The organism is Amycolatopsis sp. WAC 01416, assembly GCF_003947485.1.
In the GTDB taxonomy this organism is placed as follows: Bacteria; Actinomycetota; Actinomycetes; order Mycobacteriales; family Pseudonocardiaceae; genus Amycolatopsis.
On sequence record NZ_QHHX01000012.1, the window covers coordinates 133,996 to 147,859 of the forward strand.

At 70.1% G+C, this 13,864-nt stretch carries 12 protein-coding genes; 7 read left to right on the top strand and 5 right to left on the bottom strand.

Features of this window, described 5'->3' with window-relative positions:
* Positions 1 to 26: 26 nt before the first annotated feature.
* The 4 genes from DL990_RS35345 to DL990_RS35360 all read right to left on the bottom strand — a co-directional run bounded on the left by DL990_RS35345 (position 27) and on the right by DL990_RS35360 (position 5,054).
* Positions 27 to 2,306, bottom strand: a complete 2,280-nt coding sequence (locus tag DL990_RS35345; protein WP_125801307.1) for an AAA family ATPase — start codon at positions 2,304 to 2,306, stop codon at positions 27 to 29.
* Between the two features lie 278 nt (positions 2,307 to 2,584).
* Complete coding sequence (pssA, locus tag DL990_RS35350; protein WP_125782157.1) at positions 2,585 to 3,565, bottom strand: CDP-diacylglycerol--serine O-phosphatidyltransferase; 981 nt, start codon at positions 3,563 to 3,565, stop codon at positions 2,585 to 2,587.
* Between the two features lie 3 nt (positions 3,566 to 3,568).
* Complete coding sequence (locus DL990_RS35355; RefSeq protein WP_125801308.1) at positions 3,569 to 4,297, bottom strand: phosphatidylserine decarboxylase; 729 nt, start codon at positions 4,295 to 4,297, stop codon at positions 3,569 to 3,571.
* 475 nt (positions 4,298 to 4,772) lie between these two features.
* Entirely contained in the window at positions 4,773 to 5,054 is a 282-nt protein-coding gene (locus tag DL990_RS35360; RefSeq protein ID WP_125801309.1) for a GlsB/YeaQ/YmgE family stress response membrane protein, read from the bottom strand.
* Between the two features lie 179 nt (positions 5,055 to 5,233).
* Between DL990_RS35360 and DL990_RS35365 the strand changes: the two genes are divergently transcribed.
* Both DL990_RS35365 and DL990_RS35370 read left to right on the top strand, forming a co-directional pair.
* Positions 5,234 to 5,797, top strand: coding sequence for a helix-turn-helix transcriptional regulator (locus DL990_RS35365; protein ID WP_125782151.1), 564 nt, complete (start codon positions 5,234 to 5,236; stop codon positions 5,795 to 5,797).
* Positions 5,794 to 7,029, top strand: a complete 1,236-nt coding sequence (locus DL990_RS35370; RefSeq protein WP_125782149.1) for an MFS transporter — start codon at positions 5,794 to 5,796, stop codon at positions 7,027 to 7,029. The genes DL990_RS35365 and DL990_RS35370 overlap by 4 nt, the downstream gene beginning before the upstream one ends.
* A 73-nt stretch (positions 7,030 to 7,102) precedes the next feature.
* Here the strand turns inward: DL990_RS35370 and glp are convergent, their stop codons facing one another.
* Complete coding sequence (glp, locus tag DL990_RS35375) at positions 7,103 to 8,305, bottom strand: gephyrin-like molybdotransferase Glp (RefSeq protein WP_125801310.1); 1,203 nt, start codon at positions 8,303 to 8,305, stop codon at positions 7,103 to 7,105.
* A 74-nt stretch (positions 8,306 to 8,379) separates the two neighbouring features.
* On the opposite strand from glp, the gene DL990_RS35380 reads away from it, so the two are divergent.
* The 5 genes from DL990_RS35380 (at position 8,380) to groL (ending at position 13,411) form a co-directional block, all read left to right on the top strand.
* The gene (locus tag DL990_RS35380; RefSeq protein WP_125782145.1) at positions 8,380 to 9,057 is read left to right on the top strand and encodes a TIGR00266 family protein; all 678 of its coding nucleotides are present in this window, start codon (positions 8,380 to 8,382) and stop codon (positions 9,055 to 9,057) included.
* A gap of 4 nt (positions 9,058 to 9,061) precedes the next feature.
* On the top strand, positions 9,062 to 9,685 hold the full coding sequence (locus DL990_RS35385; protein ID WP_125782143.1) for an AIM24 family protein: 624 nt from the start codon (positions 9,062 to 9,064) through the stop codon (positions 9,683 to 9,685).
* Between the two features lie 114 nt (positions 9,686 to 9,799).
* On the top strand, positions 9,800 to 10,006 hold the full coding sequence (locus DL990_RS35390) for a cold-shock protein (protein WP_005164266.1): 207 nt from the start codon (positions 9,800 to 9,802) through the stop codon (positions 10,004 to 10,006).
* A gap of 56 nt (positions 10,007 to 10,062) precedes the next feature.
* A complete protein-coding gene (locus tag DL990_RS35395; protein ID WP_125801311.1) occupies positions 10,063 to 11,520 on the top strand; it encodes a serine/threonine-protein kinase in 1,458 nt (485 codons plus the stop codon).
* 262 nt (positions 11,521 to 11,782) lie between these two features.
* The gene (gene groL, locus DL990_RS35400) at positions 11,783 to 13,411 is read left to right on the top strand and encodes a chaperonin GroEL (protein ID WP_125782140.1); all 1,629 of its coding nucleotides are present in this window, start codon (positions 11,783 to 11,785) and stop codon (positions 13,409 to 13,411) included.
* Positions 13,412 to 13,864 lie beyond the last annotated feature (453 nt).

A 13,864-nucleotide genomic window follows, 5' to 3' on the forward strand; every position in this document is an offset into this window, starting at 1 on the left:
CGCGAGGAAGAGGGCCCTTTCCGTACTCAGGCCTGGTTCTGCGCGTAGGCCTCCAGCGCCGCGAGCTGTGCCGGGTCGAGCGACGGCCGGACGGCCTCGGCCGCCTTCGTCAGATGCGTGGCGTTGACCTCCTTGGCCTCCAGCGACTCGCGCATCGCGGTCAGCGCGGCCTCCCTGATCAGTGCCGCGCAGTCCGCCGCCGAGTAACCGTCCAAAGTGGCCGCATACGCCGCGAGGTCCACATCGGACGCGAGCGGCGTGTTCTTGGCGCTGGCGGCCAGGATCGCCTCGCGCGCGTGCGCGTCCGGCGGCGGGACGTAGACGCGGCGCTCCAGCCGTCCCGGCCGCAGCAGCGCCGGGTCGACCAGTTCCGGCCGGTTCGTCGCACCGAGGACGACGACCTCGCGCATCGGCTCGACACCGTCCAATTCGGTCAGCAGGGCCGCGACGACCCGGTCCGACACGCCGGAGTCCGAGGACTGGCCGCGGCGCGGGGCGAGCGCGTCGATCTCGTCGAGGAAGATCAGCGACGGCGCGGCCTCGGCGGCGCGGCGGAAGAGTTCCCGCACCGCGCGCTCGGACTCGCCGACCCATTTGTCCATCAGTTCGGCGCCCTTGACCGCGAAGACATTCAACGCGCCGGTGCCCGCGAGCGCGCGGACCAGGAACGTCTTGCCACCGCCCGGCGGGCCGTACAGCAGCACGCCGCGCGGCGGATCGACGCCGAGCCGGGCGAACGAGTCCGGGTAGCGCAGCGGCCACAGCACCGCTTCGGTGAGCGACTGCTTGACGTCCGTCATGTTGCCGACGTCGTCGAGCGTCAGTCCGCCGGTGGCCAGATTGTCCGAAGTGGACATCGAGATGGGGCGGACGGTGGTCAGCGCGTCGAGCAGGTCCTGCTGGGAGATCCGCGGCTCGTCGGCGTCACGCTGCCGTAGCGCGGCTCGGAGGGCGGCGTCGCGGCGGAGCGCGATGAGATCCGCGGCCACGAAACCGGGCGTGCGCTCGGCGATCGGGCCGACGTCGACGCCGGACTCCAGCGGGGCTTCGCGCAGGAGCACGCGCAGGAGTTCCGTGCGGGTCTTCGAGTCGGGGAGCGGCAGGCCGAGTTCGCGATCGAGCAGGTCCGCGGCGCGCAGCCGGGGATCGGTCGACTCGGTCCGTCCCGTGGTGGCGATGACCGCGAAACCCTTGCTGCGCAAGGCTTTACGCAGGTCGTCGAGGACGACCGTCGCGAGCGGTGGCGGCTGGGACGCGGGCAGCAGCGCGTCGATGTCGGTGATCAGCAGGACGGCGGGGTCTTCGTCGCGGGTGGCCTGTTCGATCGCCGATCGCAGCCGCGCGGCGGCCACGTTCGGATCGAGGACGGCGATGTTCGGCGCCGCGAGCGACACCACCCGCACCTTCTCGGCCTGCGCCACGGCGCGGACCAGCGTCGCCTTCCCGACACCTTCCGGCCCGGACAGCAGGACTCCGAGATGCGCCGACGTCCCGAGCTTCGCCAACAGCTCCGGACGGTGGAAGGCCAGGTCGAACCATTCGGCGAGCTTGCGCGCGGCCGATTCGGAGCCGGCGAGATCCGACAGGGGAGGCACGGACTCCTCGGCCACTTCGTCGACTCGCTCGTCTTCGACGATCTCGGCGTCGATGAAGTCCTCGTGGGGTGTGGAGGGCGTGCTGCGCACCAGCGTCGTCCCGGCACGGGCCGGGACGGCGGCGGGCGCGGCCTCGCCGGTGCGGGCGCCGTCACGCCAGCTGACCACAGTGGACGGTCCGACGGCGACCGGTCCCGGCGGCTCGGTGGCGGTGACGGTGAGCAGTTCGTTCGTCCACGTCATGCCGATGGCGCGGGAGAGCTGGCCGCGGACCGCGGAGACGTCGGAGCCCGGCGCGGGCGCGAGGTCCTGGGGGAGCAGGGAAACGGCGTCGCCGACGGTCAGGACCTTGCCGATCAGGGCGAGCCTCAGGGTGTGCGGGGACAGCGAGACACTCGCCATCCTCGAACCCGACACGGTGACCGTCTTCGCGGCCGACACCTCCGCCGGCGTGACGACCACTTCCGCTCCCTCGGTCACGCCGAGGTTCGACATCGTGACGTCGTCGAGGAGGATCACGCCCGGGATCCCCTCCGCGTCCGACGGGGCGGCCAGCGCCGAGCTGACGCGGGCGCCGGTGACGCGGACGGCGTCCCAGGCCATCAGGCCGAGCGCGTCGAGGACTTCGGGGTGCAGCCGGACGACGCCGCGGCGGGAGTCCAGGGCGGACGGGGTGTGCCGGACGGTCAGCGTGATCTGGGGTGCGCTCACCCCGCCACCCTATCTACGCGGCGGGCTCCCAGTGGTCGCCGCGCGCCGCTCGAGCCTCACGACCGCGATCGCCCGAGTACATGAAGGCCCCCTTCCTTGCGCTGGGCGCAAGGAAGGGGGCCTTCATGTACTCGACTTCCGAGTTGTCCACAGGCTCACCCACTTGTGGACAACTCCCGCCTCCGACCCCCGTTCCCCCCCGGCCCCGTCAGTGGGCACCGATACGCTGGGCGCGGGGCCGTCCCCCAGGGACGGGCGGGGGGCTGGGGTGGCGCGGGTCAGCGTTTCCGGAGGCCGATCCGGCGCCACGAGCGGCGCCGCGGGCCGCGGCCGTTGTCTCGGTCCTTGTCGGTGCTGATGGTGCGCGGAGCGCGGGCGACGTGCTGTTCGCCTCGCTGGAGCCGGACGCGCTGGGCGGCCCCGGCCACCACCCGCCGCAGCGGCGGGCGGCGCAGACCCAGACGGCGGCGGCTCGAAGAGCGCCGGATCGCGCGCCGTTCCCTTGGCGGCGCCATCCACGCCTCCGGGTGCTTCGCCAGCCAGCGGTGCCGATACACCGAGTACGGGATGTGCGCCAGGTACAGGATCAGCGCGATCGCCAGCGCCACCAGCGGGAACTGGATGATCGCGGCGGCCAGCAGGCCAACCCCGACCAGCAGCGGCGCGATCGCCTTCGGCGGCGCCTTCACCGTCTTCAGCGAAAGCGTCGGGATCCGGCTGATCAGCAGCGCGGCCACGGCGATCGTCCACACCCACACCATGTACTGGTGCGACCACCAGCCCTGCCCGAACTGCAGCTCCAGGATCAGCGGCAGCATCGCCAGCAGACCACCGGCGGGCGCGGGCACACCGACGAAGAACTCACCCGCGTACGGCGGCTGCTCGGTGTCCTCGATCAGCGTGTTGAACCGCGCCAGCCGCAGGATCATGCAGACCGCGAAGATCAGCGACGCCACCCAGCCGATCCGCTCGCCCTCGGCGTGCCAGACGTACAGCACCAGCGCGGGAGCGACACCGAACGAGATGCCGTCGGACAGCGAGTCGAGCTCCTGCCCCATCTTCGACGTCGCGTCCAGCAGCCGGGCGATCCGGCCGTCGAGACTGTCGAGCACCGCGGCGATCCCGATCGACGCGATCGCCATCGGGTAGTTGCCGATCAGCGCGAACTGCACCGACGACAGACCGGCGCACAGGGCGAGCACCGTGATGGCGTTCGGCAACAGCCGGACGCCGGGAGTTGTCGTGGTCACGCGGACCATGGATCAGCCTTCCGGGTGCGGCGCCGTGGGCAGCTCGGCGATCGGCGTCTCGCCGCCGATCGTGCGCTGGCCCTTCGAGACGAGAACCCTGCTGCCCGGCGGCAGATACAGGTCGACTCGCGAGCCGAAGCGGATGATGCCGTACGTCGAACCGACGCCGACCTTGTCACCCTCGCGGATCTCACAGAGGATGCGCCGCGCCACCAGCCCGGCGATCTGCACCACGACGAGCTCGTGACCGTCTTCGGTGCGCATGAGCATGGAGTTGCGCTCGTTGTCGTCGCTCGCCTTGTCCAGGTCCGCGGACAGGAACTTCCCGGGCCGGTAGGCGACCCGCTCGATCACGCCCGACGCCGGGACCCGCTGGACGTGCACGTCGAACACCGACAGGAACACGCTCACCCGCATCCGCGGTTCGGTGGACAGCCCCAGCTCGGGCGGCGGCACGGCCTCCTCGATCAGCGAGACCAGGCCGTCCGCCGACGCGACCGCGAGGCCGGACTGGGCGGGCGGCACCCGCTTGGGCTCACGGAAGAACGCGGCCGTGGCGGCCGTCGCGAGCGCGCCGAGGACGCCGAGGGGCTTGGAGACCTTCCGCAGCACCAGCGTCGCGGCGAGGCCACCGAGCACGAACGGCCTGCCGGCCGGATGCATCGGCGGAACGGTCTCGCGGGCCAGCTTCACGGCGTGCGTGAGTGGGTTTCCAGTGGATTCCGGCCGGTTGCCGCTCATTGGTCGGGTTCACCGCAGTTCGTGTCGGGGGGTTGGGTATGAAGAGCCACCACGCTACCGCCCTCTCCTGGCCAGGGCCGTGCCTCCCCCGGAAGGGTTTCCCCGGCGTGGGTGGGAGGCACCACATCCCGGTAACGGTCGGTGGAAATGAGCGATAACTCTAGGTGATTGAAGCCGATCGCCGACCTTGAGGACCCGCGAATGCCCGCCAGCCCGGACCCCGCAGGCGAGCGACTCGCCGAGCTGTTCCGAGCCTGGAAGAGGGACATTTCGGCGGCGCCGATGCCTTCACTCGTAGACCCCGTCCGCGCCGCCTCGGTCATCGCCGAGGCACGCGCGTCCGGATGCATATGCCCCCCGACGGCATATGCACCCGGACGCGGCCGCTGGAACTGAGCGAACGTCCCACTCTAGTTCGCCGGACGCCCGTGATCACCCGTCGCGAGAAAACCGTTACCAACCGTCACTCCCTTGATCACCTGCGGGAGGCGTCGCTCCGCCCGGAGCCGCGCACCAGCCGCAGCAGGGCGAGCAGCACGATCGAACCGAGAATGGCGACGCCGAAGCTGGGGAAGTCGAACTCGAAGCTCCGCTCGGTGCCCGTCGCGAGCCGGTAGATGAAACCGCCGAGCGCCGCCCCGAGCACGCCGATCAGGATGCTGAACAGGCAGCCACCCCGCCGATCCGGACCGCCGACCACGACGTTGGCCAGCCACCCGGCGATGGCGCCGAACACGATCCACGAGAAGAAACCCATGCCGTCGAGGTTACGTGGAGTGCGGGAGTCGAACCCGGTGGCGCCGTCACCTCGGGTTGGTCGTGAGTGGCGATTCGGGTTCTAACCCGAATCGCCACTCACGACCAACCCGACCCATCGCCCCCGGCGCACACAACGACTCTTGTACAAGACACCTTGTACAACTACTGTTGTGTGTCATGGCCGACCGTGAGGTACGTGAAGTCCACGATTCGAAAGTGCTCGCCGCGATGTCGCATCCGTTGCGGCGCCGCCTGCTCGACGTCCTGCGCCTCGACGGCCCGTGCACGGCGTCCGTGCTCGCCGAGCGGACCGGGCAGGCGGTCGGGAACGTCAGTCACCACCTGAAGGTGCTGGCCGCCAGCGACCTCGTCGAGGAGGCACCCGAACTGGCTCGAGACCGGCGCGAGCGCTGGTGGCGCCGCGTCGGGTACGCGGTTTCCTGGTCGCCGTCGGACTTCCCCGACGATCCGGTCGCGGCCGCCGCCGAGTCTCTCGCCCTCGAACGCCAGGTTTCCATGGCGCGCCAGTGGTTCGCCGAACGCGACACCTACCCCGAGGAGTGGCATCGCGCCGCCTTCGCCACCGACAGCTGGGCGAAGATGTCGGTCGCCGAACTGGCCGAACTCGAAGAAAAGGTCCACGAGCTGATCAAGTCCTACAGCGGCCGTGAGATCCCGGACGACGGCCAGGAACGTCGCCCCGTCTTCATCTCCACCCGCGCCGTCCCGGCCCGCCCGTGACCACCCGCGAACGCGGCGGATTGCTGCGCTCACGCGATTTCCGGCTGTTGTGGACCGGTGAGACGACCAGCGTGCTCGGCAGTTCCATCGCCGTCGTCGCGCTGCCGCTCGTCGCGGTCGTCACCCTGCAGGCGAGCACGTTCGCGGTCGGGCTGCTGACCGCGGTCGCCTGGCTGCCGTGGCTGCTGATCGGCCTGCCCGCCGGCGCCTGGGTCGACAGACGGCCGAAACGCCCGATCATGCTGGCCTGCAACACCGTCTCCATGCTCGTGTTCCTGAGCGTCCCGGTCGCCGCCTGGTTCGGGTTGCTCACGATGACCCAGTTGCTCGTCGTCGCCTTGGCCGGCGGCGTCGCGAAGGTGTTCTTCAACGTCGCATACCGCGCGTACCTGCCTTCGCTGGTCGAGAAGAAGGACCTCCAGGAAGCCAACGAAAAGCTGCAGGGGAGCGAGTCCGCCGCGCAGATCGGCGGACCCGGTCTCGCCGGTCTGCTGGCGCAGGGTTTCGGCGCCGTCGCCGGGGTGCTCGCCGACGCCGTCAGTTTCGGGATCTCCGTGCTGTGCCTGCGATCCATCCGCTATCGCGAGCCCGAACGCCCGGCGAAGACGCGATCACGGCTGCGGGACGAGATCCGCGAGGGCCTCGATTTCGTGGTCCACGACCGGTACTTGCTGGTCTTGGCGGTCTTCGGCGCGGTCTCGAATGTCGCGCTCATGGGTTACCAGTCGATCGAAGTCGTCTTTCTCGCCCGCGATCTAGGCGTGGGAGAGGCGACCGTCGGGCTCGTGCTCGCGCTCGTCGGCGCGGGCGGCGTCGCCGGTGCCGCGCTTTCGGGCAAGCTCGCCGCGCGGATCGGCACCGCGCGCGCCTTCGTGCTCTGCGAGGCCTTCGGGGCGCTGATGATGTTGCTGGGACCGCTCGCCCAAGGCGGCTGGGGGCTCGCGTTCTTCGTCGCCGCCGGGTTCGCGCTCAGCGCCGGGGTGGTCGGCTCGAACGTCCTCAACGCCACCTTCAAACAGCGGTACGTCCCGGCGTCGATGTTCGGCAGGGTCACCGCGAGCATGTCCGTGCTCAGCTTCGGCGCGATCGCGCTCGGCGGCCTGCTCGGCGGGATCCTCGGCGAGACCGCCGGGGTGCGGCAGACGCTGGGCCTGATGGCCGGGCTCGAGGTCGTCGCCGTCTTCGCGCTCCTGTTCACGCCAGTCGGCCGGTGCCGCGACTTCCCGACCTGACACCCCGCAATTCGTCACCTACTTGCGACGGTGCCCGGGCGCAAGTAGGTGACGAATTGCGGGCGGGGGGACGTCAGAGCAGCAGGACGTCCACCTCGTCGCCCTGCTCGGCCGAGTCCACGTCCTCCGGCAGGACGATCAGGCAGTTCGCCTGGGTGAACGACGCCAGCAGATGCGATCCCGGCCCGCCGCGCGGCCCGACGATGCCGGTGACCTCGCCTTCGGAATGCGTGTAGAAGCCCCGCCGGAACTGGCGCCGTCCGGCGGGGGAGGTCATCGCCTCGGTCAGCCGGGCCCGCACGCGCTGCCGGTCGACGCCCGCGTGCCCCATCGCCGCGAGCAACGCCGGCCGCAGGAACGCTTCGAACGAGACGAGCACGCTCACCGGGTTGCCCGGCAACGTCACCACCGGCACGCCGTTCCACCGTCCGCAGCCCTGCGGCCCGCCCGGCTGCATCGCGACCTTCCGGAACTCCACGCCCTGCCCGGTCAGCGCGTCTTTCACCACTTCGTACGCCCCCGCGCTGACCCCGCCCGAGGTCACCAGCAGGTCCACGTCCGCCAGCCGCGGCTCGATCACCGCGCGGAACTCGTCCACGTCGTCGACGACACTGCGCACGACCTCGGCCTCGCAGCCGAGCGCGCGGATCGCCGACGCCAGCATGATGCTGTTCGACTCGTAGATCTGCCCGTGCCGCAAGGGCTCCGGCGCGTCGACGAGTTCGGTCCCGGTGGACACGACGAGCACCTTCAACGGCCTGAACACGGGCACCTCGGCGAGCCCGACCGCCGCCGCGAGCCCCAGCTGCGCCGGGCCGAGCACGGTTCCGGCCGAAAGCGCCACCGTGCCCTCGACGACGTCTTCACCCTGGCGCCGGATATGCGCCCCCGGGACGGCCGTCCTGAGAATCCGGACGTCCGTCACACCACCGTCGGTGTGTTCCACCATCACCACCGCGTCGGCGCCGGGAGGCAGCGGGGCGCCGGTCATGATCCGGTGCGCGGTGCCCGGCTCCAGTTTCGTGATGTCGACGCGGCCGGCGGGGATGTCCTCGGCGACCGGCAGCGTCACCGGCGCTTCGGCGGCGGAGGCGATGTCTTCGGCGCGGACCGCGTAACCGTCCATCGCCGAGTTGTCGAAAGGCGGTAGCGAAACCCCCGCGCGCACGTCCTCGGCGAGGACGAGCCCGGCGGCGGAGGCGAGCGGAAGGCGGATGACAGGGGCGTTTCCGAGCAGGCCGGTGACGGTCTCACGGTGGGCGTCGACGGAGATCACGCAGACCATCCTCCTCGGTCGGGGGTCGCATGCAAGACTCTGCGCGTCACAACGACCACCGGGGAGAAGAAGACATGCAGGTTCAGATCCGTCACCAGCCGTCGTTCGCGGTGGCGAGGCTCGTCCTCGCCCCGGGCGAGCCGGCGCAGGTCGAGTCTGGCGCGATGATGGCGACGAGCTACGGCGTGCAGGTCCAGTCGCAGGCGCAGGGCGGCATCATGAAGGGGCTCGGCCGCGCCTTCCTCTCCGGCGAGTCCTTCTTCATCTCCACCTACACCGCCCCGCAGAACGGCGGCTGGGTCGACGTCGCCGCGAACCTGCCCGGCGACATGCAGATCATCAACCTCGACGGCCGCACCGGCTGGTGCGTCACCCGCGGCTCGTGGCTCGCGTCGTCGCACGGCGTGCAGACCGAGACCAAATGGGGCGGGCTCAAGAACCTCGTCGGCGGCGAGGGCGGCTTCCTGACCCACGCGACGGGACAGGGCCCGCTGGTCGTGGCCTGCTACGGCGCGCTGGAGACGGTCACCCTGCAGCAGGGCGAGGTGATCACCATCGACACCGGGCACGTCGTCGCGTTCGCCGACACCCTCCAGTACCAGATCCGCAAGGTGGCCACCGGCGTCATCCAGTCGATGAAGAGCGGTGAAGGCCTCGTCTTCGACTTCGCCGGTCCGGGCCAGCTGCTCACCCAGACCCGCAACCCGTCGGCGCTGTCCGCCTGGGTGATCGCCCAGGTCCCCTCCCGCTGAGCGCATGCGGGTCCAGACGAGGCACACCCCGAACTTCGGGGTCGCACGCGTGCTGCTGTCCCCCGGCGAGGCCGTCCAGGCCGCCGGGGACACCATGCTGGCCAGCAGTTTCGGCATCACCGAAACCGTTCCCGCCCGCGGTGGTTCACGGGCGGGCAAGGCCGCGCCTTCGGTGTTCAACGCGCCGGAGGGCGGCGGCTGGATCGACTTCGCGCCGCTGACCGCCGGTGACGTCTACCCGCTGGAGTTCACCGGCGGGGCGGGCTGGTGCGTGAGCCGGGACGCGATCCTCGCCCGGCCGGCGACCGTCCGGCTCGATCCAGGCTGGGCGCCGCTGCAGAAACTCTTCGGGGCCGACTCCGGTTTCCTGGAGCACTACAGCGGGACCGGTCCGCTCGTGCTGGCCGCGCAAGGCCCGGTCGACGCCTTCGAGCTCACCGCGGGCGAACTCGTCACCGTGCGGCCGGACTTCCTGCTCGCCTACCCGGACACCGTGCAGTGCCGCCTCCGCGCGGTCGACCAGTCCGGCCCGCAGTCCGTCCGCACCGGCGAAGGGCTCGCGTTGGACTTCGCGGGACCAGGACGCGTCCTTGTGCAAGCGCGCAATAGGCGGCTTTCTCGCGGATGACCTTAAGACGAATTGAGCATTGCCGACGCCGGTGATTCGGGTAGCGTGAACTGCACTCGAAACCGCCGTCCGGGGCAGGCGAGGCCGGCGGATCCTGTGCTGAGGGAGTGCGTCGTGGCAGTCGGCACCGTCAAATGGTTCAACTCGGAAAAGGGCTACGGATTCATAGAATCCACCGAAGGGCCCGACGTCTTCGTCCACTACTCGGCCATTCAGGCCGACGGATTCCGGACGCTCGACGAGGGCGATCGCGTGGAATTCGAAGTCCAGTCCGGGCGCGACGGGCGGAGTCAGGCGGCGGACGTCCGCAAGGTCTCATAGCAGGACTTCGGCCGACCCCCGGCGGCCTCCGGAACTGGCGCGTTACGCTTCGCTGCGTGACAGGCGATGAGTCGGGGGACCTGACCGGTCGCCGGCTGGGCAACTACCGCATCGACGGTGTGCTCGGCAAGGGCGGCATGAGCGTGACCTACAAGGCCACGGACGTGCGGCTCGGACGCAAGGTGGCACTGAAGGTCATCGGTGATCACCTCGGGGCCGACGCCGAGTTCCGCGAACGCTTCGTCGACGAGGCGCGGAACACGTCCGCGATCGACCATGCCAACGTCGTGCCCTTGTACGACTTCGGCGAGCTCGAAGGCATGCTCTACATCGCCATGCGGATGGTCGACGGCGGGGACCTCGCCGGGCTGATCTCGGGTGGCCCGATCGCGCCCGCCCGTGCGCTGACCATGCTCGACCAGGTCGCCGACGCGCTCGACACCCTGCACAACCGGGGTCTCGTGCACCTCGACGTCAAACCGGCGAACGTCCTGGTCACCAGCAAGGAGACCTCGCGCGAGCACGTCTACGTCGCCGACTTCGGCCTGACCCGCCGCGGCGCCACCGGGCACCGCACCCGCGGCGGCGACTTCCTCGGCTCGCCCACGTACGCGGCCCCCGAGCACCTGCGCGGCGAGCCGCTCGACGGCCGCACCGACCAGTACGCGCTCACCTGCGTCCTCTACGCCTGCCTGACCGGCAGCCCGCCCTTCAAGGGCGACGTGCAGACGGTCATCAAGGGGCATCTGAACGGGGAGCCCCCGGCCATCTCGCGGATCGTCGGCCTGCCTGCCGGGATCGACGAGGTCGTCCGGAAGGGAATGGCGAAGAATCCCGCCGATCGCTACCCCAACTGTGTTGAGATGATCGCGGCCGCCAGGCGCGCGCTCGGTCCGCTCGCGACTTCGAACGAGCCGCCCGGCCCGCCCGGGGCCGCGGCGCCGGTCCAGCAGACCGCACCGCAGCAGGCGCCACGGCAGAACACGCCGCCACAGGGAGAGGGGGGCCCCGTGCACCCGTACGGAGGACAGCAGCCCGGCTACGGCCAGCAGGGACCGGGACCGCAGGGTCCCCCGCCGCAAGGCCCGCCCCAGCAGGGCCCGCCGCCCGGTTACGGCCCGCCGCCGCAGCAAGGTGGCTTCCAGCAGGGCGGATACCAGCAAGGACCACCCCCCGGTTACGGCCCTCCGCAGCAGCAGGGCGGCTTCCAGCAGGGTGGCTTCCAGCAGGGCCCGCCCCCTGGCTACGGCCCTCCGCCGCAGCAGCAGGGCGGTTTCCAGCAGCAGCCCAAGAAGGGCGGCGGCGCCAAGTGGATCTGGATCGTCGTCGGCGCCCTCGTGGTCGCGGGCGCGATCGTCGCGGCGATCTTCATCTTCAGTGATTCGAGCGGCGGCAACGGCACGCAGACCACCGCGCCGAATATCCCGGTCGGGCCCGGCGGCTCGCAGTCGCAGGCTCCCGGATCGTCGCTGAAGCCTCCGCCCTCATCGATCCCCATCAAGCCGAGCAACTGAATACCACCGCGCTGACCTGCGGTTCTTGCACTCGACGGTGGAGAGTGCTAAACACGACATTGGCACTCGACGCCGTCGAGTGCCAGGCGGAGCGGTCACCGATCGCTCGCCTGAAGGTCGGGACGGTGAGGCCGCACCCTTGATCGGGTGGGTCGTCCGTCGCGGGCACCGAGCCTGGCCGAGGAAGAGTCCTGCCGCCGCGCTTCTGTGACTTTCGAGACAGAGCGTGCGGCGGCGCCCAATACCGGAGGACCACACCGCAATGGCCAAACTGATCGCGTTCGACGAGGACGCCCGCCGCGGTCTTGAGCGCGGCTTGAACATCCTCGCCGAAGCCGTCAAGGTGACCCTCGGCCCGCGGGGCCGGAACGTCGTGCTCGAAAAGAAGTGGGGCGCGCCGACGATCACCAACGACGGTGTCTCCATCGCCAAGGAGATCGAGCTCGAGGACCCGTGGGAGAAGATCGGGGCCGAGCTCGTCAAGGAAGTTGCCAAGAAGACCGACGACGTCGCGGGTGACGGCACCACCACCGCCACCGTGCTCGCCCAGGCTCTCGTCCGCGAGGGTCTGCGCAACGTCGCCGCCGGGGCCGACCCCATCAGCCTGAAGCGCGGCATCGAGGCGGCCGTCGAGGCCATCACCGAGCAGCTGCACAAGATGGCCGTCCAGATCGAGACCAAGGAGCAGATCGCTGCTACCGCCTCGATCTCGGCCGCTGACCGCACCATCGGCGAGCTCATCGCCGAGGCGCTGGACAAGGTCGGCAAGGAAGGCGTCGTCACCGTCGAGGAGAGCAACACCTTCGGGCTCGAGCTCGAGCTCACCGAGGGTATGCGCTTCGACAAGGGCTACATCTCCGGTTACTTCGTGACCGACCCGGAGCGTCAGGAAGCCGAGCTCGAGGACCCGTACGTCCTCCTCTTCGGTTCCAAGATCTCCACCGTCAAGGACGTCCTGCCGCTGCTGGAGAAGGTCATCCAGTCCGGCAAGCCGCTGCTGATCATCGCCGAGGACGTCGAGGGCGAGGCCCTGGCCACCCTCATCGTCAACAAGATGCGTGGCACCTTCAAGTCCGTCGCCGTCAAGGCCCCGGGCTTCGGTGACCGCCGCAAGGCGATCCTGCAGGACATCGCGATCCTGACCGGTGGCCAGGTCATCTCCGAGGACGTCGGCCTCAAGCTGGAGAACGCGGACCTTTCCCTGCTGGGCAAGGCTCGCAAGGCCGTCATCACCAAGGACGAGACCACCATCGTCGAGGGTGCGGGCGACGCCGACCAGATCCAGGGTCGCGTCAACCAGATCCGCGCCGAGATCGACAACTCGGACTCGGACTACGACCGCGAGAAGCTCCAGGAGCGGCTGGCGAAGCTGGCCGGCGGCGTGGCCGTCATCAAGGCCGGTGCCGCCACCGAGGTCGAGCTGAAGGAGCGCAAGCACCGCATCGAAGACGCAGTGCGCAACGCCAAGGCCGCCGTCGAAGAGGGCATCGTCGCCGGTGGTGGCGTCGCTCTCATCCAGGCCGCCGAGGCAGCCTTCGCCGGTCTGAAGCTCGAGGGCGACGAGGCCACTGGTGCCAACATCGTCAAGGTCGCCGTCGAGGCGCCGCTCAAGCAGATCGCGATCAACGCCGGCCTCGAAGGCGGCGTCGTGGCGGAGAAGGTCAAGTCCCTCCCGCAGGGTCACGGCCTCAACGCAGCCACCGGTGTCTACGAGGACCTGCTCGCCGCCGGCGTGCCGGACCCCACGAAGGTCACCCGCTCCGCGCTGCAGAACGCCGCTTCCATCGCGGCGCTGTTCCTGACCACCGAAGCCGTCGTGGCGGACAAGCCGGAGAAGGCCTCGGCCGCTCCCGCCGACCCGTCCGGTGGCATGGGCGGCATGGACTTCTGAGTTCGAGCCCGTAACACCGGAAAGCCCGGACGCGCCTCGCGCGTCCGGGCTTTTCCTTTGTCAGGTGCGCCCTAGGTGCATGAAGGACCGCTTCCTGTACCTGGGCGCCAGGGGCGTTTTGCGGACGGGTCGTGAGTGGCGATTCGGGTTAGAACCCGAGGGTGTCTTAGGTACCTACGTGGGTTCCGGCTGCGGTTGATGCGAGGCCCCGGTTCGTGGGGACATAGGAGTTCGACGCCGGGCCGTCGGGGAGCACTGAAGCTGGGTACCAAGTGGCGGGCGGGTCGGGATCGAAAGTCCGTGAAGGACTCCTTCCCTACCCTGAGAGTAGGGAAGGAGCCCCTCACTACCCGCCGGGCCACCTCAAGCCCGGACCGAGGCGGCCCCACTGCCACGGGCAGGCAGAAACGCCACCATGAGCCTCAGCGCTACAGCGACAGCGCGTGAAGGCCC

Coding starts and splice junctions, on each gene's coding strand:
- pssA (WP_125782157.1), bottom strand. CDS start 3,565: ATGGTCCGCGTGACCACGACAACTCCCGGCGTCCGGCTGTTGCCGAAC.
- DL990_RS35355 (WP_125801308.1), bottom strand. CDS start 4,297: ATGAGCGGCAACCGGCCGGAATCCACTGGAAACCCACTCACGCACGCC.
- DL990_RS35360 (WP_125801309.1), bottom strand. CDS start 5,054: ATGGGTTTCTTCTCGTGGATCGTGTTCGGCGCCATCGCCGGGTGGCTG.
- DL990_RS35365 (WP_125782151.1), top strand. CDS start 5,234: ATGGCCGACCGTGAGGTACGTGAAGTCCACGATTCGAAAGTGCTCGCC.
- DL990_RS35380 (WP_125782145.1), top strand. CDS start 8,380: ATGCAGGTTCAGATCCGTCACCAGCCGTCGTTCGCGGTGGCGAGGCTC.
- DL990_RS35385 (WP_125782143.1), top strand. CDS start 9,062: ATGCGGGTCCAGACGAGGCACACCCCGAACTTCGGGGTCGCACGCGTG.
- groL (WP_125782140.1), top strand. CDS start 11,783: ATGGCCAAACTGATCGCGTTCGACGAGGACGCCCGCCGCGGTCTTGAG.